The organism is Pseudoalteromonas sp. XMcav1-K, assembly GCF_044005875.1.
GTDB classification, from domain to species: domain Bacteria; phylum Pseudomonadota; class Gammaproteobacteria; order Enterobacterales; family Alteromonadaceae; genus Pseudoalteromonas; species Pseudoalteromonas spongiae.
Window position 1 is genome coordinate 1 of record NZ_JBIPJE010000039.1, and the last position, 23,324, is coordinate 23,324.

26 protein-coding genes and 1 pseudogene are annotated in these 23,324 nt (G+C 40.7%); 14 read left to right on the forward strand and 13 right to left on the reverse strand.

What is annotated here, in order from left to right:
- Together ACHSBP_RS08345 and rimJ are read left to right on the forward strand one after the other, a co-directional pair.
- A pseudogene (locus tag ACHSBP_RS08345) lies at positions 1-583 on the forward strand (hypothetical protein); the annotation flags it as partial.
- Positions 580-1,131: a ribosomal protein S5-alanine N-acetyltransferase gene (rimJ, locus tag ACHSBP_RS08350; RefSeq protein ID WP_010559544.1), complete on the forward strand. Its 552-nt coding sequence runs from the start codon at positions 580-582 to the stop codon at positions 1,129-1,131. The pseudogene ACHSBP_RS08345 and the gene rimJ, both read left to right, overlap by 4 nt.
- Before the next feature lie 3 nt (positions 1,132-1,134).
- Here the strand turns inward: rimJ and ACHSBP_RS08355 are convergent, their stop codons facing one another.
- Complete coding sequence (locus tag ACHSBP_RS08355; protein ID WP_010559543.1) at positions 1,135-1,539, reverse strand: hypothetical protein; 405 nt, start codon at positions 1,537-1,539, stop codon at positions 1,135-1,137.
- A gap of 261 nt (positions 1,540-1,800) precedes the next feature.
- Between ACHSBP_RS08355 and ACHSBP_RS08360 the strand changes: the two genes are divergently transcribed.
- Positions 1,801-2,349: a YbhB/YbcL family Raf kinase inhibitor-like protein gene (locus ACHSBP_RS08360; RefSeq protein WP_395388532.1), complete on the forward strand. Its 549-nt coding sequence runs from the start codon at positions 1,801-1,803 to the stop codon at positions 2,347-2,349.
- A 77-nt stretch (positions 2,350-2,426) separates the two neighbouring features.
- Here ACHSBP_RS08360 and ACHSBP_RS08365 read toward each other — a convergent pair whose 3' ends face one another.
- Positions 2,427-3,731: an MDR family MFS transporter gene (locus ACHSBP_RS08365; RefSeq protein WP_395388533.1), complete on the reverse strand. Its 1,305-nt coding sequence runs from the start codon at positions 3,729-3,731 to the stop codon at positions 2,427-2,429.
- Between the two features lie 469 nt (positions 3,732-4,200).
- Between ACHSBP_RS08365 and ACHSBP_RS08370 the strand changes: the two genes are divergently transcribed.
- Positions 4,201-5,694, forward strand: a complete 1,494-nt coding sequence (locus tag ACHSBP_RS08370) for an arylsulfatase (RefSeq protein ID WP_395388535.1) — start codon at positions 4,201-4,203, stop codon at positions 5,692-5,694.
- 102 nt (positions 5,695-5,796) lie between these two features.
- On the opposite strand, the gene ACHSBP_RS08375 is transcribed toward ACHSBP_RS08370, so the two are convergent.
- The 3 genes from ACHSBP_RS08375 to ACHSBP_RS08385 form a co-directional block, all read right to left on the reverse strand.
- A complete protein-coding gene (locus ACHSBP_RS08375) occupies positions 5,797-6,096 on the reverse strand; it encodes a DUF1330 domain-containing protein (RefSeq protein ID WP_395388537.1) in 300 nt (99 codons plus the stop codon).
- Between the two features lie 44 nt (positions 6,097-6,140).
- Positions 6,141-6,992: a hypothetical protein gene (locus ACHSBP_RS08380; RefSeq protein ID WP_395388538.1), complete on the reverse strand. Its 852-nt coding sequence runs from the start codon at positions 6,990-6,992 to the stop codon at positions 6,141-6,143.
- 67 nt (positions 6,993-7,059) lie between these two features.
- Positions 7,060-7,884 (reverse strand): trypsin-like serine protease, encoded by an 825-nt coding sequence (locus ACHSBP_RS08385; RefSeq protein ID WP_395388539.1) that lies wholly within the window; start codon positions 7,882-7,884, stop codon positions 7,060-7,062.
- Between the two features lie 401 nt (positions 7,885-8,285).
- On the opposite strand from ACHSBP_RS08385, the gene ACHSBP_RS08390 reads away from it, so the two are divergent.
- The 3 genes from ACHSBP_RS08390 to ACHSBP_RS08400 all read left to right on the forward strand — a co-directional run bounded on the left by ACHSBP_RS08390 (position 8,286) and on the right by ACHSBP_RS08400 (position 10,625).
- Entirely contained in the window at positions 8,286-9,452 is a 1,167-nt protein-coding gene (locus tag ACHSBP_RS08390; RefSeq protein ID WP_395388540.1) for a GGDEF domain-containing protein, read from the forward strand.
- Between the two features lie 404 nt (positions 9,453-9,856).
- A complete protein-coding gene (locus ACHSBP_RS08395) occupies positions 9,857-10,291 on the forward strand; it encodes a GNAT family N-acetyltransferase (protein ID WP_395388542.1) in 435 nt (144 codons plus the stop codon).
- A 25-nt stretch (positions 10,292-10,316) separates the two neighbouring features.
- Complete coding sequence (locus ACHSBP_RS08400; protein ID WP_100914863.1) at positions 10,317-10,625, forward strand: DUF6419 family natural product biosynthesis protein; 309 nt, start codon at positions 10,317-10,319, stop codon at positions 10,623-10,625.
- On the opposite strand, the gene ACHSBP_RS08405 is transcribed toward ACHSBP_RS08400, so the two are convergent.
- The gene (locus ACHSBP_RS08405) at positions 10,626-11,153 is read right to left on the reverse strand and encodes a DUF2799 domain-containing protein (protein ID WP_395388543.1); all 528 of its coding nucleotides are present in this window, start codon (positions 11,151-11,153) and stop codon (positions 10,626-10,628) included.
- A 274-nt stretch (positions 11,154-11,427) separates the two neighbouring features.
- Here ACHSBP_RS08405 and ACHSBP_RS08410 point away from each other — a divergent pair, with 274 nt between their 5' ends.
- Both ACHSBP_RS08410 and ACHSBP_RS08415 read left to right on the forward strand, forming a co-directional pair.
- Positions 11,428-12,747 carry an NAD(P)/FAD-dependent oxidoreductase gene (locus tag ACHSBP_RS08410; protein WP_010559532.1) on the forward strand — a complete coding sequence of 440 codons (1,320 nt, stop codon included), beginning with the start codon at positions 11,428-11,430 and terminating at the stop codon, positions 12,745-12,747.
- A 100-nt stretch (positions 12,748-12,847) separates the two neighbouring features.
- Positions 12,848-13,099 carry a DUF2999 family protein gene (locus ACHSBP_RS08415; protein WP_010559531.1) on the forward strand — a complete coding sequence of 84 codons (252 nt, stop codon included), beginning with the start codon at positions 12,848-12,850 and terminating at the stop codon, positions 13,097-13,099.
- 257 nt (positions 13,100-13,356) lie between these two features.
- On the opposite strand, the gene ACHSBP_RS08420 is transcribed toward ACHSBP_RS08415, so the two are convergent.
- The 4 genes from ACHSBP_RS08420 to ACHSBP_RS08435 form a co-directional block, all read right to left on the reverse strand.
- Positions 13,357-13,683 (reverse strand): Imm58 family immunity protein, encoded by a 327-nt coding sequence (locus ACHSBP_RS08420; RefSeq protein WP_395388545.1) that lies wholly within the window; start codon positions 13,681-13,683, stop codon positions 13,357-13,359.
- Positions 13,684-13,712: 29 nt separating this feature from the next.
- Positions 13,713-14,111, reverse strand: coding sequence for a hypothetical protein (locus ACHSBP_RS08425; RefSeq protein WP_010559529.1), 399 nt, complete (start codon positions 14,109-14,111; stop codon positions 13,713-13,715).
- A 131-nt stretch (positions 14,112-14,242) separates the two neighbouring features.
- Positions 14,243-15,724, reverse strand: a complete 1,482-nt coding sequence (locus ACHSBP_RS08430) for a methyl-accepting chemotaxis protein (RefSeq protein ID WP_010559528.1) — start codon at positions 15,722-15,724, stop codon at positions 14,243-14,245.
- Between the two features lie 10 nt (positions 15,725-15,734).
- A complete protein-coding gene (locus ACHSBP_RS08435; RefSeq protein WP_395388546.1) occupies positions 15,735-16,262 on the reverse strand; it encodes a PAS domain-containing protein in 528 nt (175 codons plus the stop codon).
- Positions 16,263-16,563: 301 nt separating this feature from the next.
- Here ACHSBP_RS08435 and ACHSBP_RS08440 point away from each other — a divergent pair, with 301 nt between their 5' ends.
- Positions 16,564-16,899, forward strand: a complete 336-nt coding sequence (locus tag ACHSBP_RS08440; protein WP_010559526.1) for a zinc ribbon domain-containing protein YjdM — start codon at positions 16,564-16,566, stop codon at positions 16,897-16,899.
- Positions 16,900-17,036: 137 nt separating this feature from the next.
- Here the strand turns inward: ACHSBP_RS08440 and ACHSBP_RS08445 are convergent, their stop codons facing one another.
- The 3 genes from ACHSBP_RS08445 to ACHSBP_RS08455 form a co-directional block, all read right to left on the reverse strand.
- Positions 17,037-19,307, reverse strand: coding sequence for a tetratricopeptide repeat protein (locus ACHSBP_RS08445; RefSeq protein ID WP_395388547.1), 2,271 nt, complete (start codon positions 19,305-19,307; stop codon positions 17,037-17,039).
- A gap of 290 nt (positions 19,308-19,597) precedes the next feature.
- Complete coding sequence (locus tag ACHSBP_RS08450; RefSeq protein WP_395388549.1) at positions 19,598-19,882, reverse strand: hypothetical protein; 285 nt, start codon at positions 19,880-19,882, stop codon at positions 19,598-19,600.
- A 99-nt stretch (positions 19,883-19,981) separates the two neighbouring features.
- Positions 19,982-20,881, reverse strand: a complete 900-nt coding sequence (locus ACHSBP_RS08455; protein WP_395388550.1) for a LysR substrate-binding domain-containing protein — start codon at positions 20,879-20,881, stop codon at positions 19,982-19,984.
- 174 nt (positions 20,882-21,055) lie between these two features.
- Between ACHSBP_RS08455 and ACHSBP_RS08460 the strand changes: the two genes are divergently transcribed.
- The 4 genes from ACHSBP_RS08460 to ACHSBP_RS08475 all read left to right on the forward strand — a co-directional run bounded on the left by ACHSBP_RS08460 (position 21,056) and on the right by ACHSBP_RS08475 (position 23,081).
- Positions 21,056-21,682 carry a hypothetical protein gene (locus ACHSBP_RS08460; RefSeq protein WP_138628310.1) on the forward strand — a complete coding sequence of 209 codons (627 nt, stop codon included), beginning with the start codon at positions 21,056-21,058 and terminating at the stop codon, positions 21,680-21,682.
- A gap of 39 nt (positions 21,683-21,721) precedes the next feature.
- Complete coding sequence (locus ACHSBP_RS08465) at positions 21,722-22,135, forward strand: hypothetical protein (RefSeq protein ID WP_395388551.1); 414 nt, start codon at positions 21,722-21,724, stop codon at positions 22,133-22,135.
- Between the two features lie 6 nt (positions 22,136-22,141).
- Positions 22,142-22,609, forward strand: coding sequence for a GNAT family N-acetyltransferase (locus ACHSBP_RS08470; RefSeq protein ID WP_395388552.1), 468 nt, complete (start codon positions 22,142-22,144; stop codon positions 22,607-22,609).
- Positions 22,610-22,727: 118 nt separating this feature from the next.
- Positions 22,728-23,081: a GFA family protein gene (locus ACHSBP_RS08475; RefSeq protein ID WP_138628313.1), complete on the forward strand. Its 354-nt coding sequence runs from the start codon at positions 22,728-22,730 to the stop codon at positions 23,079-23,081.
- The last annotated feature ends 243 nt before the right edge of the window (positions 23,082-23,324 follow it).

Consider the following 23,324-nt stretch of genomic DNA (forward strand, 5'->3'; position numbering starts at 1 on the left):
AAAAGGCGAAAATGAACTTGCGTTAGAAGCCGAAGTGAGCCGTTTAAAAGCAGAGAACCGCAGTTATCGTAAGCGTTTAAGTAATTTGCTACAAAGCGCAGATAACCAAGGTGGCAGCTATTTAAAAGTACATTTTGTTGGGCGCATTTTTGTCCATGCGCTTAAATCAAGCTTTGCCGATTGGCAGCAAACCGAAAAAGGCAAAGCGTTTCAAAATAAAGATTTTTACAGCTTATTTCCACGCGTATTGTATCGCGGATTATTGAAAGAATTAGAGTTGCTTATTGGTCAAAGCGACTATTCTCGGATCAACCAAACTCTTTCTAATTATGTATATCAAACCAAAGGCGTACCTGTAGAAAACTGGCCTGATGAAGACCCAATTTATAACACACGACTCATAAACCAAAAGCAAAATGAACTATTGTTTACGCTTCGCACTCATCACGATAAGCGAAAGAACTTTGCTAATTACCTTGAGAAAAAGCTCGAAAAAACCGGTTTTACCCCAATGCATGGTCGGTTATTGGTTAATTTAATTCAGCATGCCACCGACAAACAGGCACTTGACCAAAGGCAATGATACTCAAAACCAAACGTACACTGATTGACGTGCCAAACAGTGATGATACTGAATCACTGCTCTCGTTTATTACCGAGAACAAAGCACACTTAGCACCGTGGGAGCCAACGCGCGATAAGCACTATTACACTAAAGTGAATGTGCAGAATCTAACTAATGGTTATCAAACGCACCTTAATAATCAAAGTGCGTATCATTTTGCCGCTTTTGATTTTGAGCGCCGCGAAATAATGGCAATGTGTAATTTTACTAATGTGGTGCGTGGGCCATTTCAAGCGTGCTATCTAGGTTATTGTGTTGCTGAAAAATATCAAGGGCAGGGCATTATGACTGAGGTAGTAGAGGCTGGGCTCGATTATGTCTTTAACGAGTTAAAGTTGCACCGTGTGATGGCAAATTATATGCCACATAATACAAAAAGTGCCCAGTTATTAACGCGTTTAGGTTTTGAAAAAGAAGGGCTGGCTAAACGCTATCTAAAAATAAGCGGCACATGGCAAGATCACGTTCTGACCGCCAAAATTAATCCTCACTTTATTGATGACTAAAGTTTACTTCCAAGGTGTTGCGGGGGCTTTTAGGTAATGGGTTATTAAATAACCCCATGGCAGAACGAGTGGTGTAAGAATCACCCCCATAGCACACGCAAGTACAAGCTCTTGTGCGTATTCATCTAGAGAGTGATTTAAATACATAGGTAAGGCATAAACTAAAAGCCAAAATACTTTCCAAACAAGCTCCAGTAAAAGTACTGGTAACATTTTAAGTGGGTACTTTACGCCGATCAGTGAGAGAAGACAAAACCCCATTAATATGGCATTTATAACAGTGTCTGAATCGGCAGATTGACCTGAACCAGAAACTATATCGGGCAAAGTGGTGACACCTAAACCAAACGCAATAAATGCATACATTACCCTTAACAGGAAAATTCTAACTTTACCGACTTCATCCATAATTTTAGTTTCCTAGTTTTTTATGCCGAATTTAGGTTACTTAATATCGTTATCTCAGTTTTATTTGTAACAGATATTTTATAATAGAACCATTACAGTTCTTGTGTAATTGGTTTAATTATAACAACAACGAAAATAGTAAAATTAACGCCTTGTTCCTTAAACTTACAAACCAGATAAAACATTCACCCACCTTAAAGCACTATGATTTTAAAAGTGTTTATGATTAAGATGGGGCAACAATCAAAAAAGGGACAAATCATGTTGAAACAAATTATAGGCGGTACTTTATTGTTATCAGCCGCGCAACTTTGGGCTAACACCTTTACACTTACCAGTAATGATATTGCGAACGGTGAAATGCTTTCAACTAAGCATGTTTTTAATGGCTTTGGTTGTGAAGGGGAAAATATCTCGCCGCATTTAGCGTGGAGCGGTGCACCTAAAGAAACCAAAGCGTTTGCTGTTTTTGCCTATGATCCTGATGCGCCAACTGGCAGCGGCTGGTGGCATTGGCAGGTTACAGATCTACCCGCGAACACTTCTGAACTAGCTGCTGGTGCGGGCAATAGTTCAAGTTCAAAACTGCCAGAAGGTGCAGTACAAATTAATAACGATTTTGGGGTAAATGGCTTTGGTGGCGCGTGTCCACCAAAAGGGCATGGTATTCATCGTTATCAATTTACGGTGTTTGCGTTAGCAAAGCCGCTTGGTTTAAAAGAAAATACCAAAAGCGCGGTGGCAGGGTATATGGTAAATGCCAATACACTAGCAAAAGCAACAATTGAGGCGGTGTATAAACGCGAATAACTTTGTTAAGTTGTTAAGTAAAAAGCCAGCATGTGAATGCTGGCTATTTTTGTTTTGACTGTAAAAAACAAAGATGCTTACGCTGTTTTAGCCGTTTGTTCAGTTGCAAGCTGCTCTGTAATAAATGCTGGGCGTTTTAATTTATCCATAATGAGGTAAAGTAAAAATACCACAACAGCAATGGCGCTACACACTAAAAACAAGGTGCGACCGTCAAACATATCAAGCAGTAAACCACCGCCAATAGGCGCAAAGGCATAGCCTAAATCGTAAAATGCGGTTGCGCCAAAATATGCACCGCGCAGGTTAGTTGGTGCAATGCGGTCAACATGTACGCTCATAGTTGGAAATAAAATGGCCTCAGCAAGGCTCATAATTACTACCGCACCTAACCAACCTGCAAAAAAGGTAAGTGGATTAAAAGCAAACCAGATCTGCGAGATGATAAGTAGTACCAAGCCAAAGCGAATACGTACTAAAATTGGCCGCGACGCCATTAGTTTAAGCAGTAAAAATTGGCAGGTAATGATCACTAACGCGTTGGTAAAGATCATTGATGAAATAAGTTCGAGCAAGTTATTTGCGCCTGCACGGGTGAGGTATTGCACCAGTGAACTATCCATTTGACCATAAATAAAAAAGCACAAAATGTTTGCCAAAATAAGGCACTGTAATAGCTTATCTTGGACTAATACGCTAAAGGTTTGTTTAAAGCCTGTTTTTGTTTCGGGTGATTTAGGCGTTTCGGAGTTTGGCGCACTTTGTGCGTTATCTATATCCACTTTTGATTGGATTTTATCATGATGTTTAAACCCCCAGGTTAGTAACACAAGTAAAAAGGCAAAGGCGTAAACAGTAATAAAAAAGCTCGATTGCTCGCCAGTTAAGCCAAGCCAAACCCCTAGCATTGGGCCTACCGCACAACCAACATTAACTGCAAAATAGAGCGATTGCATCGCAAGTTCGCGAGTTGCTTTTTCTGGAATAATATCGCCGATTAAAGCCGATGCCAGCGGCCGCCAAAGTGAAGTGGCAATAGAGCAGAGCGTTATCACAATGGTAAACATTAAGATTGTGTCGGCGATGGCAAGTAAACTAAACGAGACAATATAAAGCACACCTGTGGCGTACATCATAGGCTTGCGACCAAGTTTATCTGAAAGGGTGCTGCCAACAAAACTGACAAACACCGAAATAACCGCAGCGAGCGACAATACCGAGCCGACTTCGGTTGCTGAAAGGGCAAACTTTTTATACAGAATCACTGCCAAAAATGGCCACACCATATAAAAGCTACCGCGCGTTATAAATGAGCCAAATAACATAATCCACATTAATGGCGGAAACTGCTTTAAGCGAGAAGTTGAAATATCACTGTTCATTATTTTGTTCTTATTGCTGTGAAAAATGGCATGCTAAAACCTCAAGTTTGGTTTAGGTCAAGCCGGTTTTTAATAAACCTTGCATTATTGTGCTGGTTATATTTAACGCGCAGGCTTATTGTTTCGCTCGAGCTCAGTGGATAACGTAAAATTACATGGGCAATGCGCAATACTTAATAATACGTGTTTAGCGGTTGTATCGCATTGGCTTTTTTTGAATAAAAAAACGTCAGCGGGTTAGTAGTAATACGTAGCGTAATTTACTGTGCTTGTTCCTTATTTTCTTGTAAGGTAGAAATTGAAAAATGCTTGTAAAGTGAGCATTTAATCTTGGTTAGTTACAAAAATGGTGTTTATTTTTGGATGTTAAACATCTGCCCATGCTGGCTTTTCGTAATCAAGGTTTGCTGTGTGAGTGCTTTTAAGAAACAAATTCAACTTATACTTCAATAATCTACAAGGAGAAGTAATGAAATTACCATTAGTCAGTGTGTTAGCTGGGCTACTTTCGTTGTCAGCCCATGCGAAAGACCCAAACGTTCTCGCCATTATGGTGGATGATGTGGCGCAGGTTTCTTTAAGTGCCTATTCACATGGCATGACCTACAACACCCCCAATATCGACCGAATTGCCAACGAAGGTGCCTTATTTACCGACCATTATGCCCAGCCAAGTTGTACCGCAGGGCGTGCTGCGTTTTTAATGGGGCAGTTACCAGTGCGCACAGGGCTGACAACTGTGGGTCAGCCCGGCAACCCTTTGGGCATTAAAGAAGCCGACCCAACGATTGCTGAGTTTTTAAAAGACAAAGGCTACATGACAGCGCAATTTGGTAAAAACCATTTAGGCGACCTTGATGAACACTTGCCAACGCGCCATGGTTTTGATGAGTTTTATGGCAATTTGTATCATCTGAATGTGTCAGAAGAGCCAGAGCAGGAAGATTACCCAAAAACTAAAGAGTTTAAGAAAAAATTTGGCCCGCGCGGTGTGATTGAAGCCTATGCAGATGGCCGCATCATTGATACAGGCCCGCTAACGCGTAAACGCATGGAAACATTTGATGAAGAAGTGTTGGCGCGTAGCCTAGATTTTATGGAGCGCGCGGTTAAAGCAGATAAACCTTTCTTTATTTGGCATGCGCCAAGCCGTATGCATGTTTACACCCGCTTGAAACCAGAGAGCCGTCATCTTGCGACTCATATTAGTTCTGAAGAAGATGTCTTTGGTAGTGGTTTATTAGAGCACGATGGTCATGTAGGGCAGCTTCTCGATAAACTCGATGAGCTAAAAATTGCCGACAATACGATTGTAATCTACACCACAGACAATGGACCTGAGCAAAGTTCATGGCCTGATGCGGGTACAACCAAATTCCGCGGCGAAAAAATGACGACATGGGAAGGCGGTGTGCGTGTGCCGTTTATGGTGCGTTGGCCGAAAAAAATTCCAGCAGGGTTAAAGCTGAATGGTATTTCTTCACATGAAGATGTATTTCCAACTATTGCTGCAGCAGTGGGTGAGAAAAACTTACGTAAAGCAATGGAAAAAGAGTTTAAAGTATATATCGATGGTGAAAACAACCTTGATTATTGGCGTGGCAAAAGCAAGAAATCTGCACGTAATCACTTCTTTTATTATTACGAGTCGCAGTTAACTGCAATTCGTGTTGGCCCTTGGAAAATGCACTTTGCATCAAAACCAGGTGGTCGTTATTACCAAGATTTGGTTACCCATACCATGCCTAAATTGTTTAACTTACGTAAAGACCCAATGGAACATTACGATGGCGTAACAGGCTTTCATCAAATCATGAAAAAGAGTTGGGTATTTCAACCTGCAATTGCGATGCTAACGGAGCATATTAAAACATTTGAAAAGTTCCCACCGCGCCAAGAAGCAGCGTCGCTAAATATTAATGAAGCGATTAAAAAAGCAAAATCGGTATCGACAACACGATAATTAAATAAACCCACTTGGCGTTTGCTAAGTGGGTTTACCTTTTCGATATAATCGGAATGCGTAAGTCTAGCGTGCCGTAAAAGTGACGGTTAGCAGTTATTGTTACGCCTTTTCATAACCGGCAATAATTGTGGTATGCGCAACAGAAGAATCAAAATATTCGGCTTTTACCGCTAAGTACGAGTCGTCCGAGAAGAACCTATCAGCGCTTTGTTTTGTTGGAAACACAATGGTAAACACGCGGTTAATCGGCACATCTACTGCGGACTTTAAAACCTCAGATACCACAAAGTCGTAACCAAACCCGCCGCCATACTGCTTAAGTATGGGCGTCATCGCATTTCGATACTGCGTATATATTTGGTTGTTAGTTACTTCTAATCCAACTAAATACTCGAACATCTAATAACTCCTTTTGCTATGGGCTGATAAAAAATACGCGAATATCAAAGTTGATGTTGGATAGTTACAATGCGTATGTGTACGGGTTCCATCGCAGGTACTGTGTATTTTTCACGTTTCATTAAGGTAAGTGCACTTTGCCAGTCTGCAATATTATTATTGTGAATACCGCTAATCAGCTTTGCTGTAATTTCTGTTGGTGTTGTGAACGGTGGGTTACTTTCAACTGTGGCAATAAAGCTGTCGAGATCGCTTTTGTCTTGGCTGTTCACCGTAATTTTAATGGCTTTTTCGTCGTTTGATTCGTAATACTCAAACCCCGATTTACTGCGAATAATCACTGCATTGCGATTTTTAATTTTTATCGCACCAATCACATCTTCTGGCATCATAAACGACTTAATTGTCAGTAATGTTGACCATGAAACTTGTTCATTTAAGTTTTTACGTAAGTCCTTTGGAGAGCTAGTGTCATAGTTGCATTTAATGCTTTCTGGTGACAAATCGAGCGATTCTTTTAACACAGTCACTATATCTGGCTGTTTAGTCACGTCGGTATGTTGTTGGTGGGTTTTGTGGGCGTATAGGTCGACTTTTTGCCATGTGTTTGCTTTTTCTTCCTCAGCGTAGTTGAACACTAACAATGGATGCACCCCCAATAGGTCAACGGTAACTTGTTTATCATTTTTAAGCACAACGGGCGCGCCAAAACCGTTTGCGTTTATTTGCTTAAAGGGAGTTGCCGAGCCAGCTGAGTAGTTTTGCCACGTTGTTGCAGTGTGAGGTTGCTTGTTGAAGATTTCTTTCACTTTTAAGCATTTGGTGGTTAAATCAAAGGCTAAGCTAGTGTGAGTAGTCGTCAATAACGCTAGTGCTAAGATGTAATTTCGTTTCATAAGATCCCTCTTTTGTTTGAAATGTAAGGTGATACGGCACATTTATATGTGCCGTACTAGAATTGTTTTATTTAATACGAATGTCGTTACAGACACGTGGCAAAATGTCTTCTGTTAACCCTGCAGGCAACTGCTTCAACTTGGCTTCTGAAAGCGCGTCTATATTCGTACCATTTATAATCTTGTTTATCCAAGGCGCAAAAAATGATGTTCGGCTGTAAACCTCGCTAACACCGTATTTGCCAATATTTCCGCCCTCGACGCGTGAACTAATACCATAAATAACGCCTGTATTATTCTGAAATGTGTATGCGGGGCCGCCGCTGTCACCACCACCGGATACGCCCTCAAGGGGCAGTGCGTTATCGCCTTTATCGAAGGTGAATTTTAACAGCGGACCTTGTGCCAATGTCACTGTGTTTTGTGCTTTGCGCATTTGACCTTTGTTTTCAAAATTATCAACTGTTTGACCCGTTAGCCCATTTCCTGTGCCACCGATACCAATAAACCACAGGTTTTTGTTTAACTCGTCAGATTTTGTGTTGAATGAGAAAGGCGTTACGCCTAAAACGGGTTGTTGTAATTCAATTAAGGCAATATCGTGGCTTCGCCCAGGAGTGTAATCTTTATGAACATAAACACGTTTAACCGTGTGGTTTTTTCCATTAAGGCGTATTGAGGAGTTAGGCTTCACGCAAAATGTAGCATGGGCTGCTGTTAATACCCAAGTTGGCGCTATAAGCGTGCCGTGAGCGCCGTCAAAATAAAATGTTGCTAATTGAGGTAACTCAGTGCTTGGTACTTTGTATTGTGCATCAGCAACATCGTGCCTAATGATTATTGCTTGAGCGGAAACGGATATGCTTAAAAGTAAGGTTAACAGGTATTTCATTCGCGCTCCTTGCAAGTATTGCGTTACAAACAATGATTCAAATGCCATTGTGCTTTTTACATTGTGTAAATTGCAGCAATCCCTGTGAAATTAGCTAGCTTTAATAATTTATAGTTGTACCAGATATTACAACGTACTGCTACCGCTCAACTTTATCGCTTTTGTAAGAGATTGTAAGGGTGCGTTAAAGAGCATTTTATACTTAGCAAATTCTTGCATTCGTTTACCCCTAGGGGTCTATTAAATTAAAGGCTAAGTGTTTAATTTCGGTACTTTGTTTACTGTGTTTTTATTGATCTAGAATAATCACGTAAATGTGCTCAACGGTTAAACTTGCTTCGAATTGATGATTATTGCGTCAACATTATTTGGCGTTGTAATAGACGTAAGTGAGACTAAGTATGAAGCCAACCGCACTAAGCGAGCCGTATAGTGACAAAAAAGAGCCCTTATCTAAGTTTAAATCGTTAAAATTCAAAACCTACCTTCGTTTAGAAAACAATCCTCTCGTCGAGCTTATTTCATCGCATTCCCATTCAACTGATTTTACGCATAAACGGTCGGATTATATTCGTAGACGTTTATGGATTATGTGTTTGTTTTTCGCGTTTTCGGTGCCCTTATTTGGCTTTTTTGATTTTCTAACACTCCCGCAAGCACATGCACAAACCTTACTTGTGGCGCGTATTTCGCTCTCGGTGGCACTGTTTATTATGGCTTATCGCGTAAAACGCTCGTCTTCGGTGAGTTTAATAAAACATGTGATTGCACTGTCGTTTTTGTGTCCGTCGTTGTTTTATTTGTACATTATGCTGACGTTTAACAGCCTTGATAGTGTGCCGTTAATTTTTACCATGATGCCGTATTTAACATTGGCAATGATCGGGTTATTTCCACTGACTATTCGCGGTGGTGTGATTTTAATTAGCCTGATTTTTATTCCATTTATGCTCGTACAAGCGCACTTTTTTAACGGTGATTATTGGCATTTGTTTAATGGCGTTTGGCTATTTGGTTTGTTTGCCGGTATTAGCCTGTGGCTGCAAATTGCACAGCTTTCAATGTTGATGAATTTGTATCGTGAATCAACGGTTGATCCGCTAACAAAACTGATTAATCGGCGTGTCATGTTGCGTCGTATTGAACAACTTAAACAACAAAATATCGGCTTTAGTGTGGTGATGTTTGACCTCGATCGCTTTAAACGAATTAACGATACCTATGGGCATCTTGCAGGCGATAATGTGTTAAAGGTGGCGTCGCACATTATTAAAAGCAAATTAACACGTAATGATATTGTTGCACGTTATGGCGGCGAAGAGTTTGTAGCAATTTTACCGAATACACAAACCACACAAGCAATTAGATGTGCTGAGCAAATTGCATTGGCGCTAAAAGCAGAGCCGATAAAAATGAGTGATGAAAACAGCATTACAATCACATCGAGTATTGGTGTTACCCAATACCAACGTGGTGAAGCAATTGAAATGATGTTTAAACGTGTTGACGATTTGCTTTACGACGCCAAAGAACTTGGACGTGACAGAGTAGTATCGGACATAACGTAACCCCAATTTTAATTGAGGGGTTACGTTACTAAGCAATTTAAGCATGTTGCGCTTTAATTACTTTGGCAAGGCTCAATAAATCGAACCCTTTACCTATATCTAGCTGCATAAACGCCAATATTGCATGCATCACAACTAATATTTGTTGGTTTGCTTTTGGGTTATTTTCGATATCTGCTTTTGCTGCGGCTAAGCCATTTTGTTGATAGGTTTTTAACAGCCTAGTTCAGCAACAGTAATGACAGCTATTGTAATGACTAATTTTTTAATCATAGTTTCAGTTCGTGTTGCGTTGTTTGTCGTTACACTAACGTGCCAGATGTGAAAAAAGCGTGAAGGAAGATCGATTCAGAATTTTAAATTCTCTATACTGGCGGCAGTTTAAAGCCAAATAAGCAAGAACTATGTATACAATTGAAATTGGGCAACTTGAGCAAATGGTGCAAATCGAGCAGGCGATTCCTGAATTTTCATCGCCAAAAAAACTCGCCGATATTAAATTACGCCTTGCTGATAAACGCCATTTATTGCTTATCGCCTATCACAATAGCGAACCGATAGGTTATAAACTCGGTTATGCATTAAACGATACAACGTTTTACAGCTGGTTAGGTGCTGTGGTGCCAAATCATCGCGGTCAAGGTCTTGCTCAAAAAATGCTATTGCAGCAAGAGAGTTGGCTACAACAACATGGGTTTACTGCTGTTCAGGTAAAAACCATGAATCGTTTTCGTGCGATGCTGGCAATGCTTGTCAAAAACAATTATGTAATAATTGATCTTGAAAAAGCGCCAAGTTTTCAAGATCATAAAATTCGATTTGAAAAATCACTTGGCTAAATAAAAAATATGCACGGAGGCAAAGATGTATAAAATCGTAATCGGGTTGGTAATAGCGCTTTCTTTAGTAGTTGGGGTGATTGCTGCAGCGGCGTTTACGCCAGCGCTTGGTTTTACCTTTTTGTTTTTGATATTTGCCGGTGTAATTGGCTATCAAGGCTATTTGCTCTCAGCGTTGATGTTAGTATTTATTAACACATTAGCCATTTTGGCAAGTCCGGGCATCGCTAACGCCACGCTATCGTCGTTGGCAATGCTGGCAGGCATTTTTAGCGTGGCATTTGGTGGTGTGATGCTAGGTGTTAAAAAGCAGTTAGCACTTGGTTCATCGTAACTAAAATACGACTTGGTAAATGACTTGTGGAATGCGCAAACGATCAATTTCGCGTTCTAAATCACGAATATCATGGCGAATTTCGCGCTTAATATCATCGTTTGTTTCATTGCGATATTGCTCTTTGAGGCGGTATAAGCGGTCTTCTAGCTGTTTGATTTCCTCGTCGATATCATATTGTCGTTTACCTTTGTTGTAGTTTTTAACGAACGACTCGCTTAAACACACTCCGTTGTATGTTTGTCCGGCGCGACCAATGCGATAACCGTTTTCTGGCGTGCAGTACACTTGGTTGCCTTGTTCGTACCCTTGTTGCCATTTTTTGGTATTTACATCTATGTTTACTTCCGCGCAGGCTTGGCGGTATTCATTGACCCGGCTGCGCTTATAGCCGCTCTGACCGTCACTGTACCCGAGGTTATACCAATCAGCGGTTTTACATTTTTCTGGTGAAATAGCTGCGCAAGCGCTAAGTGATAAATAAATAACGGCGAGACTCGCTGTTTTATAAAGTGTTGATAAGGTCATAATCTTTCACAGTTTTGGGTAATTGTTTCAAACATAGAAAATACGCCATGAATATTAACTGAATACGCTGTCACGCGTACGACATATTTTGCAATACTTTATGGCTTTCACTTAGGTACGTTGCGGCGTAACATAAAGATATTGTGTCAGGTTATAATGACCTGAATGCCTGATGATACCCATTTTTATTGATTATGCGGCTCTGATAGCCAACCTAATAACCACGATAAAAATTTATGTATTCAGCTCTTTATAACTTTTAAAGGGCACAATTATGATTAACACACATCCTAATATCGTTATTATTGGCGGTGGCGCAGGCGGTCTTGAGCTTGCAAGTAAGTTAGGACAAAAATTAGGAAAGTCACAACGCGCAAACATTACGTTAATTGATAAAAACCGCACACACATATGGAAACCCTTGCTACACGAAGTAGCAACAGGCTCGCTCGACACCAGTTTAGATGGCGTGTCGTATTCAGCTCACGCAGCAACTCATGGTTTTCAATTCATTTTGGGCGAGTTTATAAAACTCGATACCAACGACCAAGCTATCAGTTTAAAACAACACAATGATGATAACGGCAAAGTATTATTGCCTGAACGCGCACTTCACTACGATAAACTCATTATTGCAATTGGCAGCATTAGTAATGATTTTAATACCCCAGGTGTTGCCGAACATTGCTACTTTCTGGACTCTCAACAGCAAGCAGAACGTTTTCAGCATGCGCTGCTAAATAGCTTTACGCGCGTTCATCAAAACTCAAGTGGTGAACAAAGCTCCCAGTCAAACTCACTTTCAATTGCTATTGTCGGTGGTGGCGCAACTGGAGTTGAGTTGAGCGCTGAACTTATTCATGTTTCTGGTTTGTTAAAGCACTATGGCTTAAGCGAATTTAAAAGTACGCAGTTACGCATTCATCTAATCGAAGCTGGGCCAACTATTTTACCCGCGCTGCCAAAACGCATCAGTGATGCAGCGAGGCGTGAACTACTCAATTTAGGCATTCAGGTGCTTGAAAATACACGTATTAGCGAAGCCAATCAGCATGGTTTTGTCACCGCTGAGGGCGAGGAGATTGCGGCTGATCTAATGCTGTGGGCAGCGGGTGTAAAAGTGGCTGATTTTATAAAAAGCATCGACGGACTAGAATTTAATCGCAGCAACCAAGTGCTGGTTGACCCGTATTTGCAAGCCAAAGGAGTAGAGCATGTTTATGTACTTGGGGATGCGTCGGCATGTGAGCAATCTGATGGTAGTTTTGTGCCGCCGCGTGCACAAGCAGCACATCAAATGGCAAGTAATTTAGCGGTTAATATTCTTGCAGAGCTTAATGGCAAAGCCAAAACACCGTTTAAGTACAAAGATCATGGCTCGCTAGTGAATTTATCGCGCTTTAGTGCGGTAGGCAGTTTAATGGGTAATTTAACCAATAACAGTATGTTTATTGAGGGCAAATTAGCACGCTTAATGTACGTGTCTTTGTATCGCATGCATCAAAATGCCATTCACGGACCTTTAAAAACTATGGCGCTTTGGCTGTGTGAAAAGCTAATGCGTAGCGTCAGGCCAAAAATGAAACTACATTAGAACAACAGCGCCGAGTCTATTAGATTTTTAGCTTGGTGATTAACAGCATGTTAATCACCTGCTACACTGCAACACAAATAATGTTATTCAAGGTAGTAGAATGAATCCAATTATTGCACTGTTAAAAGAAAACAACATTAGCGATGAGCGTATTAATGAAATTTTTCAGGTGCTTACTGAAAACCCAATGGCTGCAATGCTAACCATTAGTCAACTAGGCTTACCGCAAGATAAACTGCAACTAGTGATGGGGCAGGTGATGCAAAACCCTGCACTTATTAAAGAAGCGGTCGCAGAACTAGGCCTTGATTTTTCAAAGGTTGAAGCCGCAAAAGCGCAGCTTAACAAGTAACAGAACAGTACTTATCAGTGGTTTCATCGCTGAGTTAATAGCTATGCCCAATAGCAAACGAATAAAAGGCCAGAGTAATCTGGCCTTTTTAATTTATCTTGTATTTTGCTAAGACAAACTCAGTTTGAGAGTTGATGATTCTGGCGAATTAAATACCCAGTTAATGGGAATAATATTTATTATTTTAGAACAACACGTTAAAAAGTATTTCTTGGCAATGCTTAATATATCTAGCACTATGATTGCCAATAGACTGATTAAAATTGGGATTGTTTGATGGCGACCAGTTGGTTGTTGTTAAACGTAAATGTCGCAAACTCAGTGGTAATGGTATTGTCACTTTCGCTAATCAACATATTGGACTCGGCTTGCCTGAGCAAATGAAGTATATCGCTTTTACTGTATTGCGCGCTGCCTTTCACGATTAACTTGCTTAAGTGGTCAATAGTGTGGTTTGCATCTTGATATGATTGACTTAAATAGGTGTAGCTTACACCTTGATCAATCACCACATAGAGCCAAAACAGGTTGCTTGTAAATAGCACGAACAAGGTTGTAAAAAACAGCACTTTCCATTTTTTCATAAACACGTCCTTATGGTGAAGTTTGTGGTTTATTGTGAGTTGGGTTTTACGGCCTCTGCATACCAAGTGAACTGGGTTGAATGCGTGATCACTTTACCGACCAGCCGATCATTGATGAGCTTTACCTTGTGCACTGGCATCCAAGAGTTGGCATGTTTAGTTACACCACAACCAATTAATAACAGCTCATTCCCAGCATTGATTAATTCGATTAAGGAAAAGTCGCACTCATAGCCATATTGGTCGTGATATTGCCCGCTAAGTTGTCCGTTTTGCTGAGTTAACTCAAAGTGTTTAGGGTATTTAATTTCACCAAAGTAAGTGTTTGGTGTTTCAACTTTAGTAACATGCCATTTGCCTATAAATGGGTTTGCATAAAGAGGGCTTGCAGCGAGTAATAGTGATGTAACGAGAAAGAAAAAACGCATGATTGTCCTTATTCAGCATTGTTTGTAATACAAAAACCTCACCTAAGTGAAGTTTTTGTATGTTACATCAATATGATGCGGCGTTATAGCAATAAGCCACACGGCCTTTAAAAACGCGTCGTTGGCTTTGATTATTGTGCGTGTTTTTGTAACACCAGTTCATTTAAGCAATGTACCACATTGCCACTTGCAACTTCCGCTTGCTCGAAATGATGTATGATGCCGTCAAAAATACCATCGTCTCTAAGCCAGTCTTGCTGCACCAGTTCTATCGCTTGGCGTACATGCTGATGCACTGTTTTATGGTGTTTATCAAGCGCTTTAAATGAAGCTAGACGCGAGAATACAGCGTTGCCTTCTCCGTGATGATACCACTGACCAAGACGGCACTCAGTGTGAGATTCTTGCACGGCATCAGATTCTGCACCAAGCCCGCCTTTTTCGGCGCCAATGTAGCCATTTTGCATGTAGATGATGTGATCAATTTTAACCAGTGAGGCGAATGCACGATCTTTGGTTTGGCCCACAACATTGATAGTGCGCTCGGCCGATGTGGCTATAGTGTCAAATTCGGCCGAGAAGATCGTCATTTCATCGCCAATTTGTTTCGCGCTGTTGCTCACTTCATAGGTCTGTTGCACCATGCTTTCTACGCGTGACGTTAGCCCTGAAATAATTGCTGTAATTTCGTCGGTTGATTCACGTGTTTTTACCGCTAAATGACGCACTTCGTCGGCAACTACGGCAAACCCGCGGCCTGATTCACCAGCACGTGCGGCTTCAATTGCTGCGTTTAACGCCAATAAGTTGGTTTGTTCAGAAATATCGCTAATTAATCGTATGGTTTGCTCGATACGGTTACTGTCGTTCGCTAATACATTGGCGGTTTCTTCTACCGTATGCATGCGCTCGTTAACTTGCTCAATGGCATGCTTTAATTCGGCTACGGTTTTATGGCTAAAATCAGCGCCTTGCTTACTTTCCATAGCCATCGCCGCAACATCGTCCATATCGGTTGATAATGCCGCCATTTGGTGTTGCGTATCTTTTAAGTTATCAAGTAAATTGCTGGTGTTAAGGTGGTGCATTTCGCTTAGCAGGCGATTTTGTCGAGCAAAGTTATCGGCTTGTTCCATTGCTTCAATCGCCACATTAACGTTATTCATGATGTAAGCGAATTCTCCGGGCAAGCCTTGCACTAATCCCTTGCGATGAAATTCGCGTTTTCCGGCGCGCGAAAAACTGTTCGAAAACTCTTTAAAATTGGTCTCTACGATATCGAGAAAATCATTTAGCTGCCATGCAACTTGACCAATTTCACCAAGCCCTTTGGTGCGGGTTACTCGCACATGTGTTTTGCCTGCAATTGCTTCAGTGAGAGTAAGGTGTATTGCTTTTAGCGCGTTAAGTGGGCGTTTTTGGTCTTGGTAAGCAAAAAAGGCAAACACCATGGCCAGTAGCGGCGATAAGATATTTATTAAGCTGATGCCACTGGTGACTATGCTATTAATGGCAACCAGTAAATTTAAGGCGACAAAGGTTACGCAGGCAATAAATAGTTTTTGGCTTAAAAAAGGGATGTTTTTGCTTACATTGCTTGTATGATTTGGCATAAAAATCTCCTTATTCTGCAGCGTAAAGATCTAATACAAAGGCTTCATAACTGGTGTTGTGATGGGTTTGCAAATACTCATTTAACCAACACCATGCGCCGTTTGCCCCATCACGTTTGCCGTGTTGTGCTTCTACTTGCTGCATTTTTTGATACACCTCGCTAATTGTTTTTATTGCGGCGTCAGGCGGAGAACGCCTTACAGAAAAGAAGCCTTGTATTTCGCCGTTAACCAGATCAGGTGTGACATTTGCAAATACCCAATAATAATCGCCATCGGCGGTGAGGTTTTTAACAAAACCAAAGAACTCTTGCTTGGCTTTTAGGGTTTTCCACATGCCGTAATACACACCTCTTGGCATATGTGGGTGACGAATAATGTTATGTGGTTGGCCAATGAGTTTTGATTCAGGAAAGTTACTTACCCGCATAAAGGTGCGATTGGCGTAAGTAATATTTCCACGTATATCGGTTTTGCTAATGATAAGTTCGTCTTCAGCAAAATGAATTTGCTGTGAAGCGCTTGCTAATTTGGTCACGACGGATGTTCCAACAAATTGATTTAATGACAATATTTTATGTTTTTTGGCAGGCGCTAAAACTGCACTAAATCAAAAAATCAGTGCATTTATAAAACTTTGATGGTGAAAAGCGTATTTTTTATGTGTTCGATCAAGTTATTCCCACATAATTATTTTAACTATATGTCTAAATGAGAATTATTCTTCTAAATTGGATTGGTATTAGCTAAAAAAAACTTAAATGTTAATTAAAAGCCCCTCGCTTAATAGGGTTAAATCAATTAAAATATTGCAAATTTTTTCGCTGTAGTGAGTTGTTATGTCGTTACCTCCATGTCCTAGTTGTAAATCAGAATATGTATATCAAGATCAAGATAATCTTGTTTGTCCAGAATGCGCGTTTGAGTGGAACCCTGAGGAGCAAGCAAAAGAGGATCTTATCGAGGTAAAAGATGCGAACGGCGCATTATTGGTTGAAGGTGATAAAGTTACCGTAATTAAAGACCTAAAAATCAAAGGTAGTTCGCAAGTGATTAAAATTGGCACCAAAGCGCAAGTTCGTCGCGTGTTTGATAAAAAGGATCACGAGCTTGACTGTAAAGTTGATGGTGTTGGCGAAATGATGGTAACCGCGAAGTTCGTTAAAAAAGCATAATCGCGTTTCACAATATTCATAAAAAACGGCAGGCGTAACAGCTTGCCGTTTTTTATAGCGTTTCAATTCAGTTTGAGCAATTTTTCTCTAGCCTCTTAAACGGTACTCTTCCATTCGCCTTTGCTTGAGCTCAAAAGTTAATTAACTCCTTGCATCATTCTTAGCTGATTAACCATTTGCGCTATTTGCCGGTCGTTCGGCAATAAACGCGCAAGATTTTCGGCATAAAATAACGCTTGCTTAAACTGGTTTAATGCAATGTAACTTTGCGTCAGGCTATAACTAATATCCGGATTTGTCGGGGTAATCGCATAGGCCTTTTCAAAATAACGAATTGCTTGGTGAATATTCTTTTGGTCTTGTAGCAATAACGCGTAAGTGTATAAGTAACTTGCATTTTCAGGAGCAAACAGAGTGGCATTTTCTAGGCTTTTGAGTGCATTTTGCTTTTTGCTACTACGTATTTGGCTCATTGCTAATGCGTAGTACACATCGCTTGCCTCATGATTGACACTGAGTGCCTGCTTAAGAATATTTTGCGCTTTTGATTCATCACCTTGCTGGCGATATAAATCCGCAAGGTTAACATACGCTGGCATAAAAATAGGCTCAATTTTTATCGCATCGACATAGTGCATTTCTGCGGCTTTAGGCTCGGCCATCTCAAGCGCTAGCAAAGCTAGGTTAGTGTGTGAAAATCCACGTTCCGCGTTAAATTCTTGGCTCTTTTTGTAATCGTTTAGTGCTGCGTGTAAACGTGTCTTATCTTGCTTTGACAACTCATTTGGAAAGGGCGCGTTCAACATGCCGGCTAGTGAGCGAGCAGCCTCAATTCGCACACTATGGTGAGTTGAATCTAATAAAACATTAAAAAGACGCCAGCGGTCGGTCACTGGATAGGGCGTCGCAGCATTAATTGCGGCGATGTGTTTGAGTGGCGATGGGTCTTTTATTGCCCGCGCAATCGCAACTAACGCGTTATTGCCGGGGGTATTGCGCATACGTGCAAGTGCTGAAGCACTGACGATAGTCGAATACTGTTTATCTTGCGCGATACGGGTCAGTAATTCAGCTGCGTTTGGCGCACGCTCATCGGCGCGGTGAAAGCTGGTGGCAAAGTGTGCTTTGCCAATATGTTTACTATTTGGGTGCCACGTTTTAATTTGCGAAACCGCCCAGCTTGCCGTTTGATCTTGGTGACATTGGTTACACGCATTACTGACACCCGTTTTAATCGTTAAATCGGGTCTTGGCACTTTAAAACTATGGTCGCGACGGGCATCAACTTGCATGTAAGTTGTGGTGGGCATATGGCAATCTACACATTGGCTGCCAATTTCATTTGTTGTGTGGCCATGATGTTTTGGTGTATCAAAAGTGGTGTTTGCATGGCATTGGGTACAGGTTAAATTACCTTGCAGTTTTAACTTACCACTGTGCGGGTTATGACAGTTCGCGCAGGTGACACCTGCTTGGTACATTTTACTTTGCACAAATGAGCCCCAAACATAATTTTCATCCCATACTTGACCATCTACTTGATAGAGTTCAGGGGTTAATAATGCAGGTTGAAATGCATTGAAAAAGTCATGAGGTCCTTGACGGTCAGCCAAATTTGAACGTCGGCCGTGGCAGGTGGCACACATAGTAACTTGTTTGGATTCTTTTAAAGGCGACACGCTTTTCATCGTACCATCAGCCTGGCTTTGAAATAGCGGTGTTTTTTGCCCAATAGCATGGGTAAAGCCTTTGTTTTTGATTTTGTTATTACCACTCGCCCACTTTAAGTGTTGCTCACTGTCGCCGTGACATGCGTTGCAGCTAACATTAATAGCGGAAAACGTTGAGTTAAAGGTGTTACTTTTAAAATCGAAGTTCTTTTGAAAGTCAGTGGAGTGACAATCGGCGCACATATGGTTCCAATTTTGCCCTTTTTGGCTCCAGTGAAAGGCGTCGGTTTTAGTTTGCTCTGGGTGAAGCACAAACCAGCGTTGACCCCCTTGTTGTTTATTTCGGCTGTCCCACGCAAATGGAAAAAACTGGTAATGACCGTTACCAAAATCAAACATATATTGTTGCAAAGGGTGATAGCCAAAGGTATATGCCACGGCGTAAGTTGTTAATTCGCCAGTAAGGTTTGGCATTTCAATATAAAAACCACTGTCTTTTTTGAAAAAGCGCGCTGTTTGGTTTTGATACGCTAAGCTTGCGTTGTCAAAGTTACCTAAAATTGACGAGTCGTTGGCGACTTCCATGGCGTGAAAGTGGTGTGAAGTCTGCCAATCTGCAACTTGGCTTTGGTGGCACGTTGCACATACCTGTTCGGGCTTTTGCGTTGGTAACGCATGAGTAAAGGTACAAAATACGCTGTAACTTAGAATAAAAAAAGCGAGCCAAGCCTTAGACATAATCCATTATCTTTTTATTGTTTTTCAACCTTATAACAAGTTGTAGGTTTAAACGCAAAGGCTTAGGCTGCTGTGAGCAGCTGGTTTTTAGAACAATTTAACCTGCACCCGGGTTAAGGTGTTACGCCCACAGGCACCTATGAGCTATGTTGTTTTATAGCTCTCGCTTGATAGTTTTTATTAGCAAAAGGCAAATTTGTGCGTCAAAAGCGAGTCTATTGCATCAAGTTTAATGCAGTAATATGTAAAAAGTGCTGCTAGAGAGTAATTTGTGATTTCGAGCTTAGGACTTAATGTTTCAAACAACATTGTTTGCTTTTAAAGCGTGAGAGTAATGGAGCAAGTGTGAATTTAAGTGTTGTTTTTTTTAATAGCGATTGTTTGCGTCGCGCGGCGTAAAAGTCGACTACTTTACTATCAAAGTAAATCGCTAAAACCAGTGCAACTATCGTTAAAAAGGGGGCATACACAAGTGATGCAATCACATCACCTTTAATGGTTAAGTTGATCATTAATGGCGTTAAAACGACCAATGTAGCAAGTAAACGATAGAAAATTAGAAATATTTGAAACATGGTAATGGCTCTGTGTATAGCTGTTTGCGTAATTGCTACTTTAGAGCCAAAAAATGGTCATGACAAAAGGATAATATTCACTCTATAGGTGAATACCATTCATCTATTTTCGGCGTAGAGCTCAGGTGATGTAGTTAGCCAATTTATAAAGCACTGAATATCATGACGACCTTCGTCTTCTTCTCGGTACACGGCGTAAAGACCACGTTCAAAAGGAACAAATTCATTAAACGGTGCAATCAATGATTGGTTTTCCAGTCGTTGATTTTCAAGTGGGAAAATCGCCAACGCCATACCTAATCCCTGAGTTGCCGCATTAATTGAAGAGTCGTAATCATTAAAGGTAAGCACGCGTTTTGTGTTGGATAAAGTAACGCCTACAGCGCGAGACCATTGCTGCCATACATCGTCCATGTAGGCTAAATCAATTAACGGCAACTGGTTAACATGCGCTAATTTATTGATTTTATGTTGAGCAAAAAATGGCGCCGAGCAAACCGCAGATACTGATAGGTCAAGTAGCTTCTGGTGTGTGGTGTTGGGCCAATTACCTTGGCCAATGCGAATTGCTAAATCAATATCGTCGTAGCGTAAATCAGCGACGTGGTTACCGGTTTCTATTCTCAGTTCAATGTCTGGGTGTTTTGCTTGAAATGCGCCTAATTTTGGAATAATGATGCTACTTGCTAGGGTTGTAAAACACGAGATTTTTAATGCTTGCGATGAAAACCGGTTGCGGGTTTTACGCGTACCAAGTTCAAAGCAATCAAGCCCTTGTTGCACATAATTTAAGTACATTTCTCCTGCAGCGTTTAATTCAACACCACGGCTTTTACGTTGAAATAAACTAAACCCTAATTGCTGCTCAAGCGCTTTTATTTGATGACTTACTGCAGAGGGCGTAATGCAAAGCTCATTACTGGCCGCTTTAAAGTTTTGGTGACGTGCCGCTGCTTCAAAAATACTCAGTAGATGAAGCGGCGGGTATTTATGTTTCATCGAAAACACCATGTGAACGTATTGATTAGCACAATTAATTTACGCTTAAGGTGAATTGTATTCAACCTTTTAATTACAGTCTCTATTTCTTGCCTGAGCAAAGTCATGGCTTTAGTTTAAAAACTCGGTACAATAAAAACATGATAAATTTTAATGAGTTGTAAAATGAGCGCTGTGAGAAAAATAATAAGTAAGGTGGCGTTTGAGTTAATTGTGATCACCTTAGGTGTATTGGTCGCACTTGGCATTAACGCTTGGTACAACACTTATCAACAACGACAACAAGCTGAAGTGTTATTGGGTAAAATTGCTTATGAACTAACGCAAAACATAGAGCGACTAGAAAGTGCAGCAAGTGCTTATAACGATAACATTATTAAGTCGCAGCGTTATGTCGCTGAGCTCGAAGAAACTGGTGAATCGCCAAGGTTTGAGTTTGTATTAAAAATGCTCAACGTTGATCAAGGGGCATGGCGTTTTTCACAAAGTCGTGAGGAGTTAAATACCTTACCTGTTGAGCTGTTAATCGCACTTGATCTTGCCAATCGTAGTAATACCGAAGCTAAACATATGGTGAACACCTTTATTTTTGAAGGCCATGACGATTTGAGTGAATTCTCAGATAGCGATTTAAATGAACGTTACTTAGACGGTGTGGAGCGCGAATTTAAACAAATTAAGTTTTATGTGGATTATGCGTTAATGAGTTCACAGCAAGCGCTTTCACGTTTAAAAGAATACCGCGCTACTGGCAAATTAGTCGCTCGTAAAGAGAATGTAACCCTCTCGACAGAATTGTAATACGTGAAAGTACTTTTCGATATTGATAAGGATATCACTTTGAAAAATTGGGTATGTGCATTGGCTGTCACTATGTTAGCTGGATGTGGTTATTTCGGAGCACCCGTGCACGAATTTGATTCTACGGTTAAACAACTTAATTTAGCCAATGTCGTTGAAGGGTCGTGGCAGCGGGTTTGTTTTATTACGCCATACACTGATAATCAACGAGCTCGCAAGGTGTTAGGGTTTAGGTTTGATGTTGAAAAACGAACCCGTATCAAAACTAATGACGGCGTGACACTGTTAGTTTTTATTAAGGACAACCAAGTAGAACACTATTTTGAAACACCACGCGGCAATATTGATTTTACGAGCGTTATGCCTACCTGTATTGATCGTGAAAATGCCTATTTAAAATTAGAAAGTAACAGCAACTGGACTCGAGCGGTTCATAGCGGCAAAAGAGAGTAAAGCCCAATGGTTTCAATCGAAACGTTAAATCAAACCCATCTTAATCGACTTGCTAACGTAACATTGGCAAGTGAGCAATTAAAGTTTGCTTGCAGTGCTAAGGAGTTTATTCAAGAAGTAGACCCAGCGGTGCATTTACATGTAATTAAACAAGATGATGAGATCATTGGCTTTTTTAAACTCGATACCCATTACGGTAAGCATTACGATTTTTGCCCAACTGACGGTTTAGGGCTGCGATCGTTTGTAATAGATGAAAAGCAACAAGGAAATGGCTTAGGTAAGCAGGCGATTGCTGCATTACTTAAATATTTAACACAGTACTATGGCGATTATAATTGGCTTTACCTAACCGTTAATTGTAAAAATGCCATTGCACAACGTTGCTATCAAAAAAGCGGTTTTACTGAGGCTGAATCCCTTTATTTAGGTGGTCCTGCTGGCCCGCAACACATTATGTATAAAGCGCTATAAGCAACCAAAAATCAGTTTCACGTTAACGCATTACAATAATTTTTACAGATTAATCTGTAAAAATCGCTTTCTATTTTAACTGGTCAGATATACAGTGAAAAATAAAAGGAATGTGATTATGAAATATACAGGTAGTTGTCACTGCAAAGCGGTGCAATTTGAATTTGAAAGTCCACCTATTACAGATGCGTTGCAATGCAATTGCTCAATTTGCATTCGTAAAAATGCGATAATGTCTAAACATTGCGTTAGCGCGCAGCAGTTTACATTGATTTCTGGCAAGGATGATTTGAACACCTATCATTGGGGTGATCACGATGTAAATCATCATTTTTGTAAACACTGCGGCATTTATCCGTTCCACGACACCCTATACCAACCGGGCGAGTATCGTTTGAACTTGGGTTGTGTTGATAATCTTGAACCGCGTGAATTAACAATTACCTATTTTGATGGTCGCAATGAATTGTAGCGAGACGGGTTGTTGAGTTTTATTTTTGATTGATAAAAGTGAACGTAAAGTTCGTATTAATTAATTTTATTGCTAGCGGCGAATTGCTCATAATAGCCTTGTTACTTAGATAACAGTGGAGAACAAAATGAGTACATTAATCAATTCGTTAAAACAAGCACTGACGCAACCAGCGACGGCACCAAAGCAGGTATGCAATTACCCGAACAATTACTATGGCGACCAATGTTGTAAATAATCGCT